The 20,783-nt window shown below is 34.7% G+C and carries 21 protein-coding genes and 1 riboswitch; all 21 genes read right to left on the reverse strand.

The window, feature by feature from the left end; genetic code table 11:
• Positions 1-95: 95 nt before the first annotated feature.
• Complete coding sequence (locus DFR78_RS04340) at positions 96-386, reverse strand: YerC/YecD family TrpR-related protein (RefSeq protein WP_114457618.1); 291 nt, start codon at positions 384-386, stop codon at positions 96-98.
• 23 nt (positions 387-409) lie between these two features.
• On the reverse strand, positions 410-1,945 hold the full coding sequence (gene guaA / locus DFR78_RS04345; RefSeq protein ID WP_114457619.1) for a glutamine-hydrolyzing GMP synthase: 1,536 nt from the start codon (positions 1,943-1,945) through the stop codon (positions 410-412).
• A gap of 174 nt (positions 1,946-2,119) precedes the next feature.
• On the reverse strand, positions 2,120-4,744 hold the full coding sequence (ppdK, locus tag DFR78_RS04350) for a pyruvate, phosphate dikinase (RefSeq protein WP_369834906.1): 2,625 nt from the start codon (positions 4,742-4,744) through the stop codon (positions 2,120-2,122).
• A 14-nt stretch (positions 4,745-4,758) separates the two neighbouring features.
• Positions 4,759-5,568, reverse strand: a complete 810-nt coding sequence (locus tag DFR78_RS04355) for a pyruvate, water dikinase regulatory protein (RefSeq protein ID WP_114457695.1) — start codon at positions 5,566-5,568, stop codon at positions 4,759-4,761.
• An 80-nt stretch (positions 5,569-5,648) separates the two neighbouring features.
• Positions 5,649-6,440 (reverse strand): ABC transporter ATP-binding protein, encoded by a 792-nt coding sequence (locus DFR78_RS04360; protein WP_114457621.1) that lies wholly within the window; start codon positions 6,438-6,440, stop codon positions 5,649-5,651.
• A 317-nt stretch (positions 6,441-6,757) separates the two neighbouring features.
• Positions 6,758-7,729, reverse strand: coding sequence for an ABC transporter substrate-binding protein (locus tag DFR78_RS04365; protein ID WP_114457622.1), 972 nt, complete (start codon positions 7,727-7,729; stop codon positions 6,758-6,760).
• On the reverse strand, positions 7,730-8,497 hold the full coding sequence (locus DFR78_RS04370) for an ABC transporter permease (RefSeq protein WP_114457623.1): 768 nt from the start codon (positions 8,495-8,497) through the stop codon (positions 7,730-7,732).
• 2 nt (positions 8,498-8,499) lie between these two features.
• Positions 8,500-8,799, reverse strand: coding sequence for a thiamine-binding protein (locus DFR78_RS04375; protein WP_114457624.1), 300 nt, complete (start codon positions 8,797-8,799; stop codon positions 8,500-8,502).
• Positions 8,800-8,841: 42 nt separating this feature from the next.
• A riboswitch (TPP riboswitch) is annotated at positions 8,842-8,939 on the reverse strand.
• Positions 8,940-9,200: 261 nt separating this feature from the next.
• Positions 9,201-10,859, reverse strand: a complete 1,659-nt coding sequence (groL, locus tag DFR78_RS04380; protein WP_114457625.1) for a chaperonin GroEL — start codon at positions 10,857-10,859, stop codon at positions 9,201-9,203.
• Between the two features lie 69 nt (positions 10,860-10,928).
• Positions 10,929-11,219 (reverse strand): co-chaperone GroES, encoded by a 291-nt coding sequence (locus tag DFR78_RS04385; protein WP_114457626.1) that lies wholly within the window; start codon positions 11,217-11,219, stop codon positions 10,929-10,931.
• Between the two features lie 192 nt (positions 11,220-11,411).
• Positions 11,412-12,746, reverse strand: a complete 1,335-nt coding sequence (locus DFR78_RS04390) for a DUF512 domain-containing protein (RefSeq protein ID WP_114457627.1) — start codon at positions 12,744-12,746, stop codon at positions 11,412-11,414.
• Positions 12,747-12,873: 127 nt separating this feature from the next.
• On the reverse strand, positions 12,874-13,914 hold the full coding sequence (gene tsaD / locus DFR78_RS04395) for a tRNA (adenosine(37)-N6)-threonylcarbamoyltransferase complex transferase subunit TsaD (RefSeq protein ID WP_114457628.1): 1,041 nt from the start codon (positions 13,912-13,914) through the stop codon (positions 12,874-12,876).
• Positions 13,915-13,916: 2 nt separating this feature from the next.
• A complete protein-coding gene (gene rimI, locus DFR78_RS04400; RefSeq protein WP_158531710.1) occupies positions 13,917-14,360 on the reverse strand; it encodes a ribosomal protein S18-alanine N-acetyltransferase in 444 nt (147 codons plus the stop codon).
• Positions 14,350-15,069: a tRNA (adenosine(37)-N6)-threonylcarbamoyltransferase complex dimerization subunit type 1 TsaB gene (tsaB, locus tag DFR78_RS04405; protein WP_114457630.1), complete on the reverse strand. Its 720-nt coding sequence runs from the start codon at positions 15,067-15,069 to the stop codon at positions 14,350-14,352. The genes rimI and tsaB overlap by 11 nt, the downstream gene beginning before the upstream one ends.
• The gene (gene tsaE, locus DFR78_RS04410) at positions 15,050-15,535 is read right to left on the reverse strand and encodes a tRNA (adenosine(37)-N6)-threonylcarbamoyltransferase complex ATPase subunit type 1 TsaE (RefSeq protein WP_114457631.1); all 486 of its coding nucleotides are present in this window, start codon (positions 15,533-15,535) and stop codon (positions 15,050-15,052) included. The genes tsaB and tsaE overlap by 20 nt, the downstream gene beginning before the upstream one ends.
• Before the next feature lie 11 nt (positions 15,536-15,546).
• Entirely contained in the window at positions 15,547-16,356 is an 810-nt protein-coding gene (proC, locus tag DFR78_RS04415) for a pyrroline-5-carboxylate reductase (RefSeq protein WP_114457632.1), read from the reverse strand.
• A 27-nt stretch (positions 16,357-16,383) separates the two neighbouring features.
• Positions 16,384-17,640, reverse strand: coding sequence for a glutamate-5-semialdehyde dehydrogenase (locus tag DFR78_RS04420; protein WP_114457633.1), 1,257 nt, complete (start codon positions 17,638-17,640; stop codon positions 16,384-16,386).
• Entirely contained in the window at positions 17,640-18,767 is a 1,128-nt protein-coding gene (gene proB, locus DFR78_RS04425; protein ID WP_114457634.1) for a glutamate 5-kinase, read from the reverse strand. Before proB ends, DFR78_RS04420 begins: the two co-directional genes overlap by 1 nt.
• A gap of 202 nt (positions 18,768-18,969) precedes the next feature.
• Entirely contained in the window at positions 18,970-19,449 is a 480-nt protein-coding gene (locus tag DFR78_RS04430; RefSeq protein ID WP_114457635.1) for a PTS glucose transporter subunit IIA, read from the reverse strand.
• A gap of 87 nt (positions 19,450-19,536) precedes the next feature.
• Entirely contained in the window at positions 19,537-19,794 is a 258-nt protein-coding gene (locus DFR78_RS04435) for a glucose PTS transporter subunit EIIB (RefSeq protein WP_199505550.1), read from the reverse strand.
• A 36-nt stretch (positions 19,795-19,830) separates the two neighbouring features.
• Complete coding sequence (locus tag DFR78_RS04440; protein ID WP_114457636.1) at positions 19,831-20,736, reverse strand: haloacid dehalogenase-like hydrolase; 906 nt, start codon at positions 20,734-20,736, stop codon at positions 19,831-19,833.
• Between the last annotated feature and the right edge of the window lie 47 nt (positions 20,737-20,783).

The following is a 20,783-nucleotide window of genomic DNA, read 5'->3' on the forward strand; positions in this document are numbered from 1 at the left end:
CAATTTGTGTAAACAGCAGAAGCAGATCTTATTTATTTAAAATTAAAAATTCCCTGCAGACTGATATGCTGAAACACATCTGCAGGGAGCATAATTTATTCACTTTCAAGTCGATTTAAAATTAAATTATATCCATCTTCTCCATATTCTAAAGAACGTTTTACCCGACTTATTGTTGCAGTACTTACTCCTGTCTCCTCAACAATATGGTCATAGGTATACCCGTTTTTTAACATTCGAGCTACCTCTAGCCGCTGTCCCAAAGCTTTTATTTCACCAATTGTAGCAATATCACAAAAAAAACGATAACATTCATCTACATTTTCCAGCTTTAATACAGCTTTAAATAACTGTTCTGTAAATCTATCTCTAATCTCTTTAGACAAGTACTACACCCCTTTTCTTTTATTTACTCCCATTCGATAGTTCCAGGGGGTTTAGAAGTAATATCATATACAACCCGATTTACTTCTTTTACCTGATTTACTATTTTAACTGATATAGACTGCAGTAAATCATAAGGTAATTTCGCCCAGTCAGCTGTCATAGCATCATCACTTGTCACAGCTCTAAGAATCACTGGATAGCCATAGGTTCTCTCATCCCCCATAACACCAACACTCCGCAAATCCGGAAGAACAGCAAAGGACTGCCATATTTCTTTATATAAACCTGCTTCTTTAATTTCTTCCTGTATTACAGCATCTGCATCTCTTAGGATTTTTAATTTTGCTTCATCTATTTCTCCAATTATTCTGATAGCAAGTCCCGGGCCTGGAAATGGCTGCCTCCAGACGATTTCTTCCGGAAGTCCAACTACCTCACCAATTTTCCTTACCTCATCCTTAAACAAAAAGCGCAGTGGTTCTACCAGATCAAATTCCATATCTTCAGGCAGTCCCCCAACATTATGGTGGCTTTTTATTGTAGCAGCCTTATCTGTACCACTTTCTATAACATCAGAATAAATTGTTCCCTGAACAAGGTATTTCACATCTTCAAGTTTAGATGCTTCTTCTTCAAATACACGGATAAATTCGTTTCCAATAATTTTTCTTTTTGTTTCTGGATCACTTACACCGATGAGTCGGTTTAAAAATCTCTCTCGTGCATCCACATATACTAATGGTATATTAAACTCTTCACCAAAAGTTCTCCTCACCTGTTCTGCTTCCCCTTTACGCAGCAGTCCATGATCAACAAAAATACAGGTCAACTGATCCCCAATAGCTTTATGCACGATTGCAGAAGCTACAGCAGAATCTACCCCACCAGAAAGACCGCAAATTACTCTGCCTGTTCCAACCTGATTCTGAATTCTATCCACTTCTTCATTTATATAATCCGCCATATTCCAGCTGGCTCTAACCTTACAAATTTTAAAAAGAAAATTATGAAGAATAGTTTTTCCCTGTACAGTATGTAGTACTTCTGGATGAAACTGAACACCATAAAAATCTCTCTCATTATCTGACATTGCTGCTACTGGAGTCAGATCTGTTCTGCCAATAATTTCAAAACCTTCGGGTACTTTCTGTACGTGGTCTCCATGGCTCATCCAGACCTGTTTTTTATTATCCAGCCCATCAAAAAGACTTTTATTAGTAAAAATTTCTAATTCAGCTTTTCCATATTCACCATGTTCGGCCTTTTCTACAACTCCCCCTTCAAGCAGCTGAGCCATAAGCTGCATACCATAACAGATTCCCAAAATAGGAATTCCCAGCTCAAATACAGCGCTGTTTACACCAGGTGCACCTTCTGATGTAACACTATCCGGACCTCCAGAAAAAATTATTCCATCTGGATTTATTTCTTTTATTTCATCTAAAGCAATATCATGTGGTTTAATTACAGAATAAACATTAAATTCTCTCACTCGACGTGCAATAAGCTGACTGTACTGCCCGCCAAAATCGAGAATAAGTATTTTATTGTATTCCATTCAAATCTCCTTTCCAACTCTTTTTACTTTCCTGCTTTTTTTAACTAAAGTATTTTTTAAAGTATACAGTCAATTATAGTTAATTGTCAAGAAAAAACTCTTCAGATAAGGAATCAAGGAATCTCTCCTTCACCTGAAGAGTTTTTAAAATTAATCTTTTTTTATTCTCAAAAATTACTCATTATCTATAGCTGATTGAGCAGCTGCAAGTCGGGCAATAGGAACTCTATAAGGTGAACAGGAAACATAATTTAGACCTGTTCTATGGCAGAAATCTATAGAAGCTGGCTCACCACCATGTTCTCCACAGATACCTACTTTAAGATCCTTATTGCTTTTTCTTCCCATCTTAACAGCCATTTCCATTAACTTACCTACACCTTCCTGATCAAGAACAGAAAAAGGATCTTTGGGTAATATCTCTTCATCTACATATTCACCTATAAATTTACCAGCATCATCACGAGAAAATCCAAACGTCATTTGAGTAAGATCATTAGTTCCAAAGGAGAAGAAATCTGCATGTTTTGCTATTTTATCAGCAAGCAGGGCAGCTCGCGGCACTTCTATCATTGTACCAACTGAGTAATTTATATCAACTCCTGCTTCAGAGATTAGCTCTTCAGCAATCTCTACTGCCATTTTTCTTAAAATAACCAGCTCTTTTTCAGTACCAATAAGTGGGATCATAATATCAGGTTTAACATCATATCCTTCTTCCTGTTTAACTTCTACAGCAGCAGATATAATTGCTCTAACCTGCATTTCATAAATTTCTGGATAAGTTATACCCAAACGACATCCTCTGTGACCGAGCATTGGATTCATTTCTTTTAGATCTTCTACTGTTCTCTTCAGCTCATCTGCAGTAATACTTAATTCTTTTGCCAGAGCTTTTATATCTTTCTCAGTGTTGGGCAAAAATTCATGTAGAGGTGGATCCAGCAGACGGATAGTAACATTTAAATCTTTCATTACTTTAAATATACCTTTAAAATCTTCTTTTTGATACGGGAATAATTTATCCAGTGCTTTCATTCTCTTACTTTTACTGCTGGAAACAATCATTTCTCTTACAGCCATAATTCTTTCACTGTCAAAGAACATATGCTCTGTCCGACAGAGGCCTATACCTTCTGCTCCAAAATCTAAAGCTACTTCAGCATCATGTGGAGTATCAGCATTTGTCCAGACACCAAGTTTTCTGTATTCATCTGACCATTCCATCAGTATCTTAAAGTTTTCTGTTAAAAATGCATCGGTTGTTTCCACGATTCCAGCGTAAACCTCTCCAGTAGTTCCGTTAAGAGAAACAAAATCTCCTTCTTTAAAGACTCTATCATCAACAGTAAACTGCTTATTTGCTTCATCTACCTTTATTTCACCGGCACCAGCTACACAGCATTTGCCCATTCCACGAGCTACAACAGCTGCGTGTGAGGTCATTCCACCACGTGATGTAAGAATACCCTCAGCCTTAACCATTCCTTCTATATCTTCAGGTGAAGTCTCCTTACGTACTAAAATTACTTTTTCTCCATCTTCTGCTGCTTCTGCTGCTTCTTCAGAAGTAAAATATACTTTACCTGTTGCTGCTCCAGGTGAAGCTGCCAGTCCTTTTGCAAGTATATCAGCTTTTTCTAGTTCTTCATCTTTAAAGTTAGGATGTAAAAGCTGGCTAATATCTTCAGGATCTATCCTCATTATAGCTGTCTCTTTATCAATCAAGCCTTCTTCTTCCATATCTACGGCTATGTTAACTGCAGCATCTGCAGTACGTTTTCCTGTTCTTGTCTGCAGGAGGAATAAATTACCTTCCTGAATAGTAAACTCTATATCCTGCATATCCTTATAATGCTGTTCTAATGTCTCAGTAACATCCATAAATTCTTCATATACTTCAGGCATCAGTTCTTTTAACTCACTAATGTCTTTTGGAGTCCTTATACCAGCAACAACATCTTCTCCCTGAGCATTAAGCAAAAATTCTCCAAATACTTTATTTTCCCCTGTAGCAGGATTTCTGGTAAATGCAACTCCGGTTCCAGAGTTTTCTCCAATATTACCAAAAACCATTGCCTGAATATTAACAGCTGTTCCTAAATCGTGTGGAATATCATTAATGTTTCTATATGATATTGCACGAGAATTATTCCAGGAACTAAAAACAGCTTTTACTGCCATTAAGAGCTGTTCATTTGGGTCCTGTGGAAACTCTATGTTAGTTTTCTTTTTAATTAATTTCTTATAATCATCAATTATATCTTTTAAATCTTCTACTGTCAGTTCAGTATCATTGTCATATCCATTCTTCTCTTTTTTCTTTTCCAGAAAATTATCAAACTGATAACCCGGTATTCCCAGCACAACATTACCAAACATCTGAATCAATCTTCTGTAGCTGTCATAAGCAAATCTCGGATTATTTGTTCTTTCTGCCAGTGCTTCAACACTCTTATCATTAAGGCCGAGGTTGAGCACTGTATCCATCATACCGGGCATAGAAATTACGGCACCGGATCTAACGGATACCAGTAAGGGGTCTTCTAGATCACCAAAATTCTTACCGATCTTTTCTTCAAGTTCTTTCATGTGTTCAAAGATACCTTCTTTTATACTTTCCTCCAGAGTTTCATCCATTTCAAGATATCTTATACAGGCCTCAGTGGTTATTGTAAAACCTGGGGGTACAGGTAATCCTATATTGGTCATCTCCGCCAGATTTGCACCTTTACCACCTAATAATGACTTCATTTCCTTTTTGCCTTCTTCAAAAGAATAGATATACTTTTTCAACAAAACCCCTCCTTTAATTAATTCAAGTCATTGACAATATCAATAATAATACTTGCTGCTTCTTCCACAGCTTTTGTAGTCATATCAATAACTGGACATCCAATTCTCTTCATTACGTTTTCTGCATAATTTAATTCTTCCATTATTTTTTCCAGTGAAACATAATCTACACTGTTGTCCAGTCCTAAAACCTTTATCCGTTCTTTGCGTATTTCAATTAAATCAACTGGGTCTATCGTTAAACCAACAATTTTTTTCTTGGGAATTTGAAATATTTGCTCAGGAACTTTTGCATCTTTAACCAGGGGAATATTTACTACTTTATAGTTTTTGTGAGCAAGATACATGCTGAGTGGTGTTTTTGAGGAACGGGAAACACCGATTAAAACAATATCTGCCTTTAATATCCCTCTTGGATCTTTACCATCATCATATTTTACTGCAAATTCTACTGCTTCAACTCGTTTGAAATAATTTTCATCCAGTTCTCTAATCAGTCCAGGCTGGCGAATCGGGTCACTGTTGAGAAATTCACTAAAAACTTTTAAAGCAGGAGTCATGATATCAATATATGGTATATCTTCTTCAGAACAAACCTTTATTAAATATTCATAAATATCGTCATTTACCATAGTGAATATTACAATAGATTTACTATTTTTAACTTCAACAATAATATCATCTATTGATTCTCTGCTTTCTACATAGGGGTATTTTTTTATTTCATAATCAATGTCTCTAAATTGTTCGGCTGCAGCTCTTGCAACCTGTTCTGCTGTATCTCCTATTGAATCAGATATTATATAAATCTGATAATTGTTTATCATGATATCACCAAACCTCAGCATATTTATTTTTAACTTTATCATTAATTATTATACCATTTTAAAGGAAAAAACTCAATGTTTTACTCTCTTCGAGAAGTTTCCGTATTTTTATTAAAATCATCTTCTGCAGACAAACGTTCCAGCAGTTTTTCTCGGTAATCGACAAATACTTTATCGGTTCTGCAGCGGGGAGGTTGAAGGTCAATCTTTAATTTGTCAGTTATTCGCCCTGGACGCCCGTTTAAAATAATAATTCTATCTGCCAAAAGAATTGCTTCTTCAATATCATGAGTAATAAATAAAATAGTCTTATCCAATTTTTCCTGAATTGATAAAATCCATTCCTGCATGGTAGTTCTTGTCAGTGCATCCAGAGCTCCAAAAGGCTCATCCAGGGCTAGAATATCATTATGTGTTAGCACTGTCCTCAAAAGAGCCGCCCGCTGACGCATACCTCCAGAAAGTTGATCAGGATAATGATTTTCAAATCCTTTCAGGCCAAAGAGGGGAATTAATTTTTCTGCTTCCTGATAAGCTTTTTGAAGATTTTCTTTTTTTATTTCAACTCCGAGCAGCACATTTTCCATTACAGTTCTCCAGGGAAACAGAAGATCTCTCTGCGGCATATAAGCAATATGTCCCCGGGTTCCAGTTATATCTTCACCTTTCAGAAATATTCTTCCTTTATCAGGTTTTTCTAAACCAACTAATATATTAAAGAGGGTACTTTTTCCACAGCCGCTCGGTCCTATTATACAGATAAATTCTCCTCTTTTAACAGATATATTTATTTCAGCCAGCACAGGCAGTAAATCATTGTTTTCTTTATAATCATAATAAATATTTTCTATTTTAAGCAGCATTTTTTCCATAATGACACCCTCTATTTTATTTACTGGACTTTCCCCATTTTTTATATACTGCTGCAAAAAGGGGAGATGCAGGAATATTGAAATTTTTAGTCAATGAATCTTAACGAAATGAAGGAAGAAATAGGGTTGAACTGCAGGATGGAGTGAGCTAATCATGAGTCAGGAGGACTCATTGATTAGTGTGCCCTATTTCACACCCGAATTGAGTTTTAGCTAAATCTAAAAATTTCGTTGATGACTAAAGCTCCCTTTTTGCAGCTTGAAAATAAATTTTGGGGAAACTCCTAATTTTATTTACTGTTTATTTTTAAAATTTTCTATTTGCTGTCAGGCAAAAATTGATTTGTAAAAGCTTTTTCTGCACTGAATTCTTCATCTATTAAGTCATTTTCCAGCATCCAGTCAGCAAATTCTTTCCAAATCTCCAGCTTTTGATAACCCCAGTAAGGCGCATCATCTATATAGCGTGGACTCAGCCAGTTTTGGCTTTTTACAATAAATTCTCGGCTGCTTTCTGGAATTTTTTTATACAAAATTTCTGCAGCTTTATCAGGATTTTCTGCTGCAAAAATGTACCCTCTGCTCACTGCTTTCATAAATTTCTCCAAAAGCTGAGGTTTTTCTGCAGCCATTTTTTCTGAAGTAATTATAACTGGTGTATAGTAATCAGGAACTAATTCCTGATAATCTTCAAGCATAAAGATATCAATATCAATATCTCTCATTTCTGCCTGAATTCCATCAACCGCATAAAATATCCAGGTAAAGTCAAATTTATTGCTGTTTAACATAGCAAGCAGATCCCCACTCCCAATATTAATAAATTTAACTTCTGAAAATTCTCCTCCTGAACCTTCAACTAGAGATTTTATTATTGCCTTTTCTATTGGCATTCCCCAGCCTCCATATCTTAAACCACTTAAATCAGCCGGAGTCTCCACATTTTTTTCAGAAAGTACAGCAAATCCAGAAGTGTTATGCTGAATAATTGCAGCTATGGATATAATAGGTACTCCTTCTATTCTGGCAGGTGTTACCCATTCCTGAAAGCTAATTCCTAAATCTGCTTTTCCGGCACCAACAACTTGTTCAACTGACATATTACTTCCTGGTTCAATAAAATTAACCTTAATATTTTCCTGCTCAAACCATCCCATCTCTTCTGCAACAAATAGCCCAGTATGATTAGTATTGGGAACCCAGTCCAGCAGAAAATCAACCTCTTCTGCAGCAGTATTTGCTGACAGTAAAAGCATCAACACAGCTGTAAAAATAATTATTTTTCTCATTTAAATTTCCTCCCTTTTTTGTTCTTTCCAGGGAATTAAAATCTTTTCTAAAAAATCAATAGATTTGAATAATATTATAGAAAAAAAAGATACAAACACTATTCCAGCAAAAACTCTTGCGGTTAGATAAGAATTGGAAGACCTTACTATAAATACACCCAGACCCATATCACTGCCCATCCACTCTGCTACTACTGCCGCCATAACAGAATATGTTGCTGAAATTCTCATGCCGCTAAAAATCATCGGTAGTGCTGCAGGAACTCTTACTTTAGTAAATACCTGCCAATTTGTTGCCCCCATTGATTTTAAAAGACTTATCATATCATTATCTGCTGTAGAAAGACCATCAATTGTATTTACAGCAGCAGGAAAAAAACAGGCAAGTATTACTATTAAAATTTTTGGTAAAATACCAAATCCAAACCAGATAACCAGCAGGGGTATTAAAATAACTATTGGAACAGTCTGAGAAATAACAAGTAATGGATAAAAAGTCCTTTTTAAAATATCAAAATGGAAAATAACGACACCTGTAATAATTCCTGTAATAAAGGAAATAAGCAGCCCTACTATTGATTCAAAAAGTGTTCTCAGAGAATGTCTTAAAAGAAGTGATCTGGTTTTAATTATTTCTTTGATTATTCTATGGGGAGCTGGCAGTATCCAGCTTTCTATATCAAAAAATGCAACAGCTAATTCCCAAACTAAAATAAGCAGGAAGAAGAAAACAAGTACAGGCAGATGGTTTTTAATTTTCTTTATCATTTTTAATTTCCCTCATTTTGCCGTTTAAGCTTTTCTGTAGTTGAACCAAGATTGTTTCCTGTAGCAAGCTTTATATAGCTTATAACATTTCCACTGGAAGCATTCTGAACTGCTTTGTGAGCTTTTAAGGCAGTATTCCAAATTTCTTCCAGTTCTCCCTCTATAGTAGTTGAAAAAGCTGCAACAGTGTAATCATGACCAGATTTTTCTATTATATCTATAGCTATATCAACCAGTTTATACAATTCTTCTTTTTCTGCAACTCCCAGAGGAAGACACTGAATATCTACTGCTGATTTCATAATATCACTCCTTTCATTAAAATACAAAAGCTCCCCAAATGGGAAGCTAAATTTTATTCTTCCCTACACTGGAATTATCCAGACCAGGTTCTAAGGGTTGAAATTTATCTCTCAGCCTTTTGGCACCCCTGAAAACTATATTTCTTATAATATTATATTTCGAGATTAAATATTAAAATCCTCTTATTCAAGCAGGATCTTTTTGAACAAAATATCTTTCGGACTTTTTTATTATAGTAAGGTTAAATTTTGTTGATGTCTAAAATTATGAATCCACAAATTTTATTCACAATAAACCATCTGATATAATTTTTTAGACATTTTAAAAAGGCATATCTGTAAAAAAACAGACATGCCTTTTAAATATCTATATTAAATTAAACTATTGGGGGCGTTTGGGCTTACATCATACCGCCCATTCCACCCATGCCGCCCATTCCACCGGGCATGCCGCCTCTCATACCGCCACCACCATTATCGTCATCGTCATCACCTTTATCGGCAACTAGACATTCAGTGGTTAACAGCATAGCAGCTGCACTGGCAGCATTCTGCAGGGCAGAACGTGTTACTTTAGCAGGATCAATGATACCAGCTTCAATCATATTTACATATTCGCCTTTCATGGCGTCAAATCCAATTCCTGCTTCCTTTTCTTTAACTCTTTCTACAACAACCGATCCTTCAAAACCAGCATTATCAGCAATCAGACGAATTGGAGCTTCCAGAGCTTCTCTTACAATATCTACTCCTGTAGCTTCATCACCTTCAAGATCTAACTGATCCAGAGCTGACATTACTTCCAGATATGTTGTTCCTCCACCAGGAACAAGTCCCTCTTCTACAGCAGCTCTTGTTGCAGAAAGTGCATCTTCAATTCGATGCTGCTTTTCTTTTAACTCTGTTTCTGTAGCAGCACCTACCTGAATTACTGCAACTCCGCCGGCCAGTTTTGCAAGGCGTTCCTGCAGTTTTTCTTTATCAAAATCTGATGTTGTTGTTTCGATTTGCTTTCTAATCTGATTAATTCTATCCTGAATTTTATCTTTTTCTCCATTACCTTCAACAATTGTTGTATCATCTTTGGTAATAGTAACTTTGTGTGCCTGACCTAAATCATTTACACTTACATTTTCTAACTTAAGTCCCAGATCCTCTGTTATAACTGTACCACCAGTAAGTACAGCAATATCTTCTAACATTGCTTTACGGCGGTCACCAAAGCCAGGAGCTTTAACAGCTACACAGTTAAATGTTCCTCTAATTTTATTTACAACCAATGTAGCTAATGCTTCACCATCAACATCTTCAGCAATAATCATCAGACTTTTACCTGATTGAGCTACCTGCTCTAAGAGAGGCAGAATATCCTGAATACTGCTGATCTTCTTATCTGTAATGAGAATATATGGATCTTCTAATGAAGCTTCCATTGTATCTGTGTCTGTAACCATATAGGGAGAAAGATATCCACGGTCAAACTGCATACCTTCAACGACTTCTAAAGAAGTTCCCATACTTTTTGACTCTTCAACAGAAATAACACCATCCTGCCCAACTTTTTCCATCGCTTCAGCAATCAGCTGTCCTATTTCCTCATCATTACCTGCAGAAATAGCGGCAATCTGAGAAACAGCCTCTTTACCTTCAACAGGCTTGGCAAAACTTGCAATTTCATCAGTTAACTTTTCTACAGCTTTAAGAATACCTCTTTTGAGCAGCATTGGATTGGCACCAGCTGCAACATTTTTTAGTCCTTCTTTAAAGATAGCTTCAGCAAGAACTGTTGCAGTAGTAGTTCCATCACCAGCTACATCATTTGTTTTAGTTGCAACCTCTTTTACAGTTTGCGCACCCATATTTTCATAATGATTCTTTAATTCTATTTCTTTGGCTATACTTACACCATCATTTGTAATTGTTGGTGCACCAAAACTTTTTTCCAGTAAAACATTGCGTCCTTTAGGTCCAAGTGTCACTTTAACAGCATCTGCTAAAGATGTAACACCCCTTTCTAAACTGCGGCGGGCATTTTCGCCAAATCTTAATTCTTTTGCCATTATGTATCCCTCCTATATAGGTTAAATATCTTTATTTTCTAATTTTCAATCCATAAAAAACAAAATTGTTTATCCAATAACAGCTAAAACATCTTCAATTGAAAGAATAATATATTCTTCATCATCAATTTCGACTTTTGTTCCAGCATACTTATCAAATACAACCATGTCTCCGACTTTTACTTCTGCTTCTTCATCTTCAGGTGCTATATTCTTACCTACAGCTACAATTTCACCTTTTTGTGGTTTTTCATCCTTTTTGGCTGTGTCCGGTAAAACAATACCACCCTGTGTTTTTTCTTTTTCTTCTTCTTTCACAAATTTTACAGCAACTCTGTTGTCTAAAGGTTTGATATTCATACAAAAATAACCCCCTTTTATTTTTTTTCTTATATAATTATTAGCACTCATTAGCATCGAGTGCTAATAAGCACTATAGATATAATATCTAAGACTAAATTTAAAATCAAGTCTCTTTAATAACTCTACAGCGCTATTAGAGGTTATTAATAACTTTCTTAACTATTTAGCTTTCAAATTCTTCGATTTTCTTTATATTAATATTATTTTTGATTTATATATTTTTTCAAGTTCTGTATAAGAACTCATACTAAGATCATAACCGTAATAGTCATACATTATTTCCGGCAAAATCATTCTTTTAAAAGAAAAATTGTTCTTTTCCAGCACAGAAACTATATCACTATTTAAAAGCAGACCGGCTGACATAATAGAACCTCCAAAAAATTTATTTTTTGCTTTAACAAGTTTTAATTTATAATTATCTTTACTGTTATTATGGACTAAATATTTCAGCATTGGATATGCAAGCTCTGAAGTGATGATAACAGTGCTGACATTTATGCACTGTTTTAAATATCCCAAAAATTTTTCTTTTATATAAGGTGAAATATCATAAGACATTATCAATCCTGATTTTTCTCCTTCTTTTTTAATAATTTTTAAATTTATTATTTCATTACCTCTTACTATCCTTAAATTTGGATTTTCAGCTTTTTTTATTCTATAAAATGCATCTACCCTTGATTCTGATTTATCTCCATCAATTTCTTCAATTAGATCATCTTTTTTAATACCGGCTTTATAAGCAGGTGATTTATCGATTATCCCTGCTATTACTGCATCCAGATTACTTATTATCTGAGGTTCAAGAATTACTGGATAACTGTAATTCTCACTGATCTTATCTATAAAATCATTTAATTCATTATAGATATTACCACTAAAGGTTAAATTATCAGGTGCATGTCTGCTAAATCCGGGCAAAAAAATTCTGAGGCTTTCCGGACTATATAATTCCATTCTATCCAGGGTCTTTTTAATAAAACCAAGCCCGGTAATATGGTGCATGGAAACTATACTTGCCTGAAAAAATATGCCGTATTTTTTTAACTTTGAAAGAAGTATAAATACATTTTCCGCATTTTTGTCATTCATTAAAATTTTTCTGGCTTCAGCATCTGGTCCATTAACAGAAACATTTAATTCAAGATTTTTAAATCTCTGCAGCTGATAAAGTTCTTCATCTCCAATATGAGAACCGTTTGTTGTTATTTTTAAATTTATCTCCGGATATTTTTTGTAAAGCAGCTCTAATACTGTATTGATCTGCGGATGTAAAAAGGGTTCTCCTTCTATTATGCGTGTTGCTGACTCACCAATAATAAGTGGTTTTTTAGGATCAATAAATTCTATTAATTGTTTAATAACTTTTAAACTAAGATCTCCAAAAGAAAAGGTTTCAATTTCTGGCGGATTATTTTTATGACTGCAGAAAATACAGTTCAGGCTGCATTTAGAGGTTATGGGAAGAATATTATCACGCTGTACTGTGTCAAATAATAGTTTTTCTCTGCTGTAATTCACTTTTTCCTCCTTCTATTGTGTTATTCTAAATTATAAAAACTGATCAAACTAAATAATTTAAGAAGATTCCCCAAGATTATTTCTAGAGTTATAAAAAAGAGATTTCGTCATAAATGTAATTTTTATACTATAATTTAAGAGAAGGATCTGCACTTAAGCTCAAATCTGAAAAATCTCTGTTTAAATACTGATAATATGCAACAGCTGCTATCATGGCAGCATTATCCGTACAAAACTGTAGAGGAGGATAGTAAAAGTCCAAACCATATTTTTCTATTTCTTTTTTTACAGCTGTTCTCAACCTCTTATTAGCAGCAACTCCTCCTGACAAAACAACACTTTTTATATCGTATTTTTCCACTGCCTGCATCAATTTAATCTTTAAACTATCAACCACAGCTTCCTGAAAGCTCGCGGCTATATCTGCTTTATTTATTTCTTCATTTTTCTGTTTTTTGTTATTGATATAGTTCATTACTGCTGTTTTTAAACCACTAAAACTGAAATCAAAACTCTCATTATCACTTATAGCTCTGGGAAAATTAGCAGCTTCAGGATTGCCATTCATGGCTGCTTTTTCTATTGCCGGCCCGCCAGGATAACCAAGATTCATAAAACGCGCAATTTTATCAAAAGCCTCCCCGGCAGCATCATCTCTTGTCCTCCCAAGAATCTTGTAGTCTTTTAAGTCTTCAAAATAAAGAAGATCTGTATGTCCACCAGAAATAGTTAAACAAATAAGAGGTTTTTCTATAGCTGGATTTTCAATAAAATTAGCATAAATATGACCTGCAATATGATTAACTCCGATTAAAGGTATATTTAAAAAAAGTGACACCGTTTTTGCTGCTGTAAGCCCTACCAGAAGTCCTCCAACCAGACCCGGTCCATAGGTTGCTGCCACAGCATCAATGTCCGAAAATGAAAGCTGTGCTTTTTCTAATGATTCATCAATAACAGGCAGGAGAAACTCTAAGTGTTTCCGTGAAGCTATTTCTGGAACTACACCTCCAAATTTTTTGTGGAGATCAACCTGTGACGAAACAGTATTAGAAAGTATTTCCAGCCCATTTTTACTAACAGCAGCTGCTGTCTCATCACATGAAGTTTCAAATGCCAGTATGTAAATATCTTCATCTTTATTTTTTAATTCATATTCTGAGTTCAATTCTAATCTAACTCCTTCCACATTATTAGTGCATCACAGCCTGGACCATAATAATCCAGTCTAACTCCTTCAGCTGTAAAATTAAATTTTTTGTACAGATTTACTGCAGCAGTATTTTCTGTTCGCACTTCTAAAGTTGCTCTATTTGCACCAATACTTCTGCCGTAATTCAATGCCTCATCGAGTATTCTGCTGGCAATTCCCTGCCTTCTATAAAGAGGTAGAACAGCCAGATTAACTATGTGCAGTACATCTAAAATAAGCCAGCACCCTATAAAAGCAGCTATATTGTTATCAACAGTCATTTTAAGATAAAAAGCTCTTTTATTATGTTCAAGATCTCTCAAAAAAGCATTTCTGGTCCACGGTGAATCAAATGATGATTTTTCTATTTTTATAATTTCCTCCAAATCTTTAGAAGTTAATTTAGAAATTTTAACTTTCACTTTTTTGGCTCCCATATTTTTTAAGCCAGTTAATTTCTGCCTGTGGTTTTTTTAAATATTTCGGCTTTATTTTATATAAGTCATCTTCACGTTTCTGTTCAATGTACTCATGACCCAAAACAGCCAGGATAGATGACTGCGGGTAATCAAATTCCCTTCCAGGATAAATAATATTATTATCCAGCTCGGCAGCCAGGATATCAGCTGCTTTTTTGCTTTTTTCTCCTACCACATATATATCTTTACTGCCGACTGCTGCAGCCTTTTTTGAAATAATGTCCAGCTGAGCAGCTTCAGGGTCAGATATTAATTTGAGGTTATTATCTTCTCTAAGATAGATAGAAAAATAGAACCTGTTTCTTCCCGCATCAATTAAAGGAATAATTATACCATTGTTTTTTACAGATGATGCTGTGATTTCAAGAGTAGAAACACCTTTTATAGGAATATTATTAATTCTGGAGATTATTTTGGCAGCAGTTATACCTATCCTTAACCCTGTAAAAGAACCTGGGCCGGTCGAAACGGCCACAGCCTCAATTTCTGAAGGCTCAATTTCTAAAACTGCAAACATTTCTTTAATTAAAGGCAGCAGTTTTTCGCTGTGCTGCCTCCTCAATCTAAGATTATATTCTGCCTTAATTTTATTTTCATCTGCCAGGGCCAGCCCCAGCACCTCAGTAGATGTATCAATTCCTAATATCAGCATTATTATTCAGCCTTTCCATTATAATTTCTTTCTGCTTACCTTCTCCAAAAATAATTATCTCTCTTTTATTATCAGTTAATTTTTTTATCTCAATAAATACAAAATCAGCCGGAAGAAGAGAAAAAGCTAATTCCGGCCATTCTATAATAACAATATTATCTTTATCCAGATATTCTTCAAAACCTATTTCTATCAGCTCTTCTTCAGTATTGAGCCTGTATAAATCCATATGAATAATATTTTTGCTGCCACTATTATATTCCTGTATTATGCTAAAAGTTGGACTGGTAACTTCGTTTTTATACCCAGCTCCTTCAGCAATCCCTTTTGCAAGCAGTGTTTTACCACTACCTAAATCACCCAGCAGTAAAAGCAAAAATCCTTTTTCTATAAATCTGCCGAGCAAAACACCAAAATTAAATGTTTCTTCAGGTGAGTTCGATATTTTTCTATATTTTTCAGTCAAATTTATTCACCTCAATCACTGCTCCCCAGCTCTTCTGACCGTTCTACTGCCCTATTCACAGCCTTAATAATGGAAGCTCTAAAAGCTCTGTCCTCAAGTACAGAAAGACCGGCAATAGTTGTACCTGCAGGAGAAGTAACCATATCTTTAAGCTCCGCTGGATGTCTGCCTGTTTTAAGCACCATCTCAGCACTGCCTTTTACTGTCTGAGCAGCAAGTTTTAATGCTGTTTCTCTAGTTAAACCATTTAAAACGCCAGCATCAGACATTGCTTCAATAAGTATATAAATAAAAGCCGGGCCACTGCCGCTTAGCCCTGTAACAGCATCCATATATTCTTCTTCGATAACAGCAGTTTCTCCCACAGCAGAGAATATTTTTTTGGCTGTTTTAAGCTCTTTACTGGTAATACTGCTGTCAGGAGAAAGAGCAGCTGCACCTGAATTTATTAAAGCGGGAGTATTCGGCATTACCCTAATAATTTTCGCATCATTACCAAGCTTCTGTTTTAAATAATCTATTTTTATACCCGCAGCAATAGATATAAAAAGCTTTCCACTGCTTAAATCACTTATTTCTTCAAGTACATGTTCAATAATTTGCGGTTTTACAGACAGCAGCACTACATCTGCCTCTTTAACACCACTCCGGTTATCATCTGTAAACCTGACCTGCCTAAAAACTTCATCAGGCTTATTATCAGGATCAGAAAATTTTTTATCACAGGCAATTATATCCTCTGCTTTAAAAATTCCCGCTTCTCTAATTCCTTTCAAAATAGCTGTCCCCATATTACCTAAACCAATAACTGCTAATTTCATAATAACCTCCTGCATTCAGATACCATTTTATTCGCGTATCTGTCCATCTCCCATGATAATATATTTTGTTGTTGTAAGTTCCTTTATACCCATTGGACCTCTTGCATGCAGTTTTTGGGTACTTATACCAGTCTCAGCTCCAAGTCCAAATTCGCCACCATCAGTGAATCTTGTAGACGCATTGACATAAACTGCGGCTGCATCAATATCATTCAAAAAATTTCTGGCAGTTGTATAATTTTCGGTTACAATAGCTTCAGAATGTTTTGTTCCATATTTATATATATGTTCCACTGCCTCATCATAATTTTTAACAACCTTAACCGAAATTATATAATCAAGATATTCCCTGCCAAAATCTTCTTCAGTTGCTTCAGCTGCATATGGTACAATTGCTCTAGTCTTCTCACATCCTCTTAACTCAACATTATTTTCCGAAAAAATACGTGCCATCTCAGGTAAAAATTTTTCGGATATTTCTTCATCAACCAGCAGACTTTCTGCTGAATTGCAGACAGCCGGTCTGCTGTATTTAGCATTAAAAACTATTTTTTTGGCTTTATTTAAATCTGCATCTTTATTAACATAAACATGACAGTTTCCTACCCCGGTTTCTATAACAGGTACCCTGGATTCGTTAACTACTTTCTGAATCAGACCTCTTCCACCTCTAGGGATAAGTACATCCAAATATTGATTTAATGTAAATAATATATCTACTGCTTTTCTGTCAGTTGTACCTATAAGCTGAACAGAATCCTCTGGAAGATTAGCCTCCTTTAGACCACCCTGTATAATATTTGTCAATATCTTATTTGAGTTAAATGCATTTGAACCACCTCGTAAAAGAACTGTATTCCCCGACTTTAGGCATAAACCTGCTACATCAACTGTAACATTTGGTCTCGCCTCATAGATTATTCCAATTACTCCAAGTGGGACTCTAACTTTTCCGATCTGCAGACCATTTGGTCTTTTCCACATATGAAGCACTTCACCAATTGGGTCTTCCTGAGCTGCAACCTGTCTTAACCCTTCTGCCATAGATATTATTCTATCTTCATTAAGTTTAAGACGGTCTAAAAGTGCCTCTGATAATCCCTCCTTTTTTCCCTTTTTCATATCTTCTTTGTTTATTTTTAGTATCTCTTCTTTTCTGGCAATTAGTTTATCAGCTACTAACATAAGTGCTTTATCCTTATCTTTACTTGATAAATTGGCCAATTCTCTTGCAGCTTGTTTAGCCTTTTTAGCCTGCGAAATAAGATTTTCTCTAATACTCATTATTTATCTCCTCCTAATACCATATTATCCCGATGAACTACCTCAGCCTGATTATAGTAACCAAGCACCTCACTTATTTTATTAGAATGCCTTCCCTTAATTTGTTGGATCTCATCAGAACTATAATTTACTAAACCTCTGGCAAATTCTCCTGTGAAATCCTCTATGATGACAAGCTCTCCTGCATTAAATTCCCCTTCAACATCCTTTATTCCCCCTGGAAGAAGACTTTTCCCTCTTTTTTTGAGAGCCTCTGCTGCTCCTTCATCTACTATTAATTTCCCAGCAGGTGTTATATTATAATTAAGCCACTGCTTGCGCTTACATAAACTATCACTGCAGGGCATAAATGTTGTCCCAATATTAGTTTTTTCTTTTTCAGCCATTTCCACCAGTTTAAGAATAATATTTCTATCATGTCCAGGTCCAATTATCATCATTATCCCTGAATTTACAGCAATTTTAGCAGCAGCAATTTTGGTCATCATCCCACCAGTTCCAATTTTACTGCCTTTACCTCCAGCCATTTTTTCAATTTCTTCTGTAATTTTTTCTACTTTAGAAATTAGTTTTAACTTATCACTTTTTTCACTTGGATTACCATTATACAGGCCTGGAACATCAGATAAATTAATTAATAAATCAGCTTCTACTAATCCAGCAACTCTTGCAGCTAACCTGTCATTATCTCCTACCTTGATTTCATTAGTAACAACCGTATCATTTTCATTAATTACTGGAATAATGCCATAATCAATTAAAGTTTTTAAAGTATTAAAAGCATTTAAATAACGATTTCTATTCTCTAAATCACTTGAAGTCAATAAAATTTGAGCACATTTTGCCCCATACTCTCTAAAAAATTTGTTATAGATTCCGATTAAAACTCCCTGACCAACAGCTGCACATGCCTGTTGTTCTGGAATAGATACTGGTTTTTTTGCATAACCCAGCTCTCCCATGCCAGCTGCTATCGCTCCTGAACTAACCAATATCATTTCTCGACCCTGATTTTCTAAATCAACTAACTGCCTAGTCAGAGCCTCAATTTGACTAAAGTTTAGCTTGGCGTTTTGATTGCTTATTGAACTGCTGCCTACCTTTACTACAATTCTTTTGAAATCCATTATTAATCATCCCGTTTTTAATATTAGATAAAAGTGTTTTTTTTATTATATCAAATTTATCTAAATATAAAAAGGGAAATAACTAAGTAGCAGATATCTCCCTTATTAAACATACTATTTAAGGAATTTCCCCCAAAATTACTTTTATAGTTAAAAAAGGGAGAAACTCCTTTTCTATTAAATATTTAAATAAATTATTTAATTAAGCTAATTCTATTTTAAGAACTTTTGTTCCAGCCTTAACTTTACCTGTTTTAACCAAATCCATGCTTTTAACTTTTTCCATATTGGTAATAATAACAGGAGTTAAAATAGAAGGAGCGTTATTTTTTATATACTCTAAATCTATTTCTATTAAAGGTGTTCCCACCTCTACTTGATCTCCATTTTTAACTAATTTTTCGAATCCTTCTCCATCCAATTTTATAGTATCTATACCGATATGAACTAGTACTTCTAGCCCTTTTTTAGTTTTGATTCCAACTGCATGTCCTGTTGAAAAAATCTGTACAATTTCTCCAGCACAGGGTGACTTAACTACATTTTCTTCTGGAGTTATAGCAAAACCATCTCCCACCATTTTTTGGGCAAAGGCTTCATCTGGTACCTGTTTTAAATCAGTAACATCTCCGGCAAAAGGTGCAGTCAGATATTCTTCTTTTTTCTTAAATATATTGAACATTAGATCTCCTCCTAAAATCATCATAATATATTTATTTTAATTTAGACAAGCTAATTCATTTAACCAATTTAACCAAATATACTTTATTTACATTAAACTCTTTATTTTATCCTTTAAAGCATCAGATCCTGGGCCAAATACTACTTGAACACTGTTCCCTGATTTCATAATACCTGACGCCCCTAATTTTTTCAGCTCTTTTTCATCAATTACTGCATTATCTACAACTTCTAACCTCAATCTTGTTATACAGGCATCTACACTTTCTAAGTTTTTGCTGCCTCCTAAAGCAGCTAATGTCACTAGAGCTTTACCAATCTTTTGTAATTTCTTAAAACCTTTCATTAAAATAATTCCTCATATTTATGTTGTAAATAAAATTTATCGATTAATTGAAAGTGCCATCCGGCGATAGGTATGTCTTTTTCCTCGAATTGTTTTAGATAAAGTTAAAATATTTTCAGGTAAAGCTATCCCTGCATATCCGGCATCTCCTATATGCTGAATATCAGCTCCTGCCATTTTACTCATCATAGCTATATCTCTTATTGTCTGCTGATCAGAACTTTCCTGTGAAGTTCCAATTGCAGTTAAAGCCAATTTACCACGATTATGAATCAATTGAATTATTTCTTTAAGGGAATTTAAATCAATTCCGGGAACTGTACCGGGAGCAGGTAATAAAATTATATCTGTGCCTGCAGAAATTAAAGAATCTATATATTTAGCTGCTAAATAATCTTCATTTATACCTGACATATGCATTTTTCCAGCTGCTATAATTATTTGACCACCAAAATTTTCGTCAGCAGCTTTAACTGCTTCAATAATTGCCTGATTACTAACTCCAACTGAAGGATTTCCTGTAAAAGTTATCATATTAAAACCTGCTTTGACAGCCTTTTCTATATTATTTAAAGTTGCTTTGCGGCCAGAACTCAATTTTATAAAACGTTCAGATTGAAGTTCATCTGTACTAACCGGTTCTAGGTTAATTGCTAAAGGACGACCACATAATTTTTTTATTTCTTTAACTATCTCAAAAGCTGTCTCCTTTGCTATGTTTTTGAATTTTGCCTGTTCAAGATCAAATAAATTTAAAAGTAAAATATCAGCTCCAAAAGCAGCGGCTATTTCTGCATTGCTGACATCGCGAAAAAGAGATGTTTTACCAATTACTTCACTCAAAACAGTTCTCCCTTCAGAAAGTTTAATGCTTTCTAAAAGTTCTTCTGCATTATAGTTTAAAATCTCTTTAGGAGTAGAACTCAACAGTCTCTTTAACATTTTTAATCTCTCCTATCATTTTAATTCTAAAATTTTTAAAGATGGAT

The sequence above is a fragment of the Halanaerobium sp. MA284_MarDTE_T2 genome (assembly GCF_003337245.1).
GTDB lineage: Bacteria > Bacillota > Halanaerobiia > Halanaerobiales > Halanaerobiaceae > QPJE01.

Excerpts from the sequence above, each read along its gene's own strand:
- guaA (WP_114457619.1), bottom strand. The coding sequence starts at position 1,945 with ATGGAATACAATAAAATACTTATTCTCGATTTTGGCGGGCAGTACAGT.
- DFR78_RS04355 (WP_114457695.1), bottom strand. The coding sequence starts at position 5,568 with ATGATAAACAATTATCAGATTTATATAATATCTGATTCAATAGGAGAT.
- DFR78_RS04360 (WP_114457621.1), bottom strand. The coding sequence starts at position 6,440 with ATGGAAAAAATGCTGCTTAAAATAGAAAATATTTATTATGATTATAAA.
- DFR78_RS04365 (WP_114457622.1), bottom strand. The coding sequence starts at position 7,729 with ATGAGAAAAATAATTATTTTTACAGCTGTGTTGATGCTTTTACTGTCA.
- DFR78_RS04370 (WP_114457623.1), bottom strand. The coding sequence starts at position 8,497 with ATGATAAAGAAAATTAAAAACCATCTGCCTGTACTTGTTTTCTTCTTC.
- DFR78_RS04375 (WP_114457624.1), bottom strand. The coding sequence starts at position 8,799 with ATGAAATCAGCAGTAGATATTCAGTGTCTTCCTCTGGGAGTTGCAGAA.
- groL (WP_114457625.1), bottom strand. The coding sequence starts at position 10,859 with ATGGCAAAAGAATTAAGATTTGGCGAAAATGCCCGCCGCAGTTTAGAA.
- DFR78_RS04385 (WP_114457626.1), bottom strand. The coding sequence starts at position 11,219 with ATGAATATCAAACCTTTAGACAACAGAGTTGCTGTAAAATTTGTGAAA.
- tsaB (WP_114457630.1), bottom strand. The coding sequence starts at position 15,069 with ATGCTGATATTAGGAATTGATACATCTACTGAGGTGCTGGGGCTGGCC.
- proC (WP_114457632.1), bottom strand. The coding sequence starts at position 16,356 with ATGAAATTAGCAGTTATTGGTTTAGGTAATATGGGGACAGCTATTTTG.
- DFR78_RS04420 (WP_114457633.1), bottom strand. The coding sequence starts at position 17,640 with ATGAGTATTAGAGAAAATCTTATTTCGCAGGCTAAAAAGGCTAAACAA.
- proB (WP_114457634.1), bottom strand. The coding sequence starts at position 18,767 with ATGGATTTCAAAAGAATTGTAGTAAAGGTAGGCAGCAGTTCAATAAGC.
- DFR78_RS04430 (WP_114457635.1), bottom strand. The coding sequence starts at position 19,449 with ATGTTCAATATATTTAAGAAAAAAGAAGAATATCTGACTGCACCTTTT.
- DFR78_RS04435 (WP_199505550.1), bottom strand. The coding sequence starts at position 19,794 with ATGAAAGGTTTTAAGAAATTACAAAAGATTGGTAAAGCTCTAGTGACA.
- DFR78_RS04440 (WP_114457636.1), bottom strand. The coding sequence starts at position 20,736 with ATGTTAAAGAGACTGTTGAGTTCTACTCCTAAAGAGATTTTAAACTAT.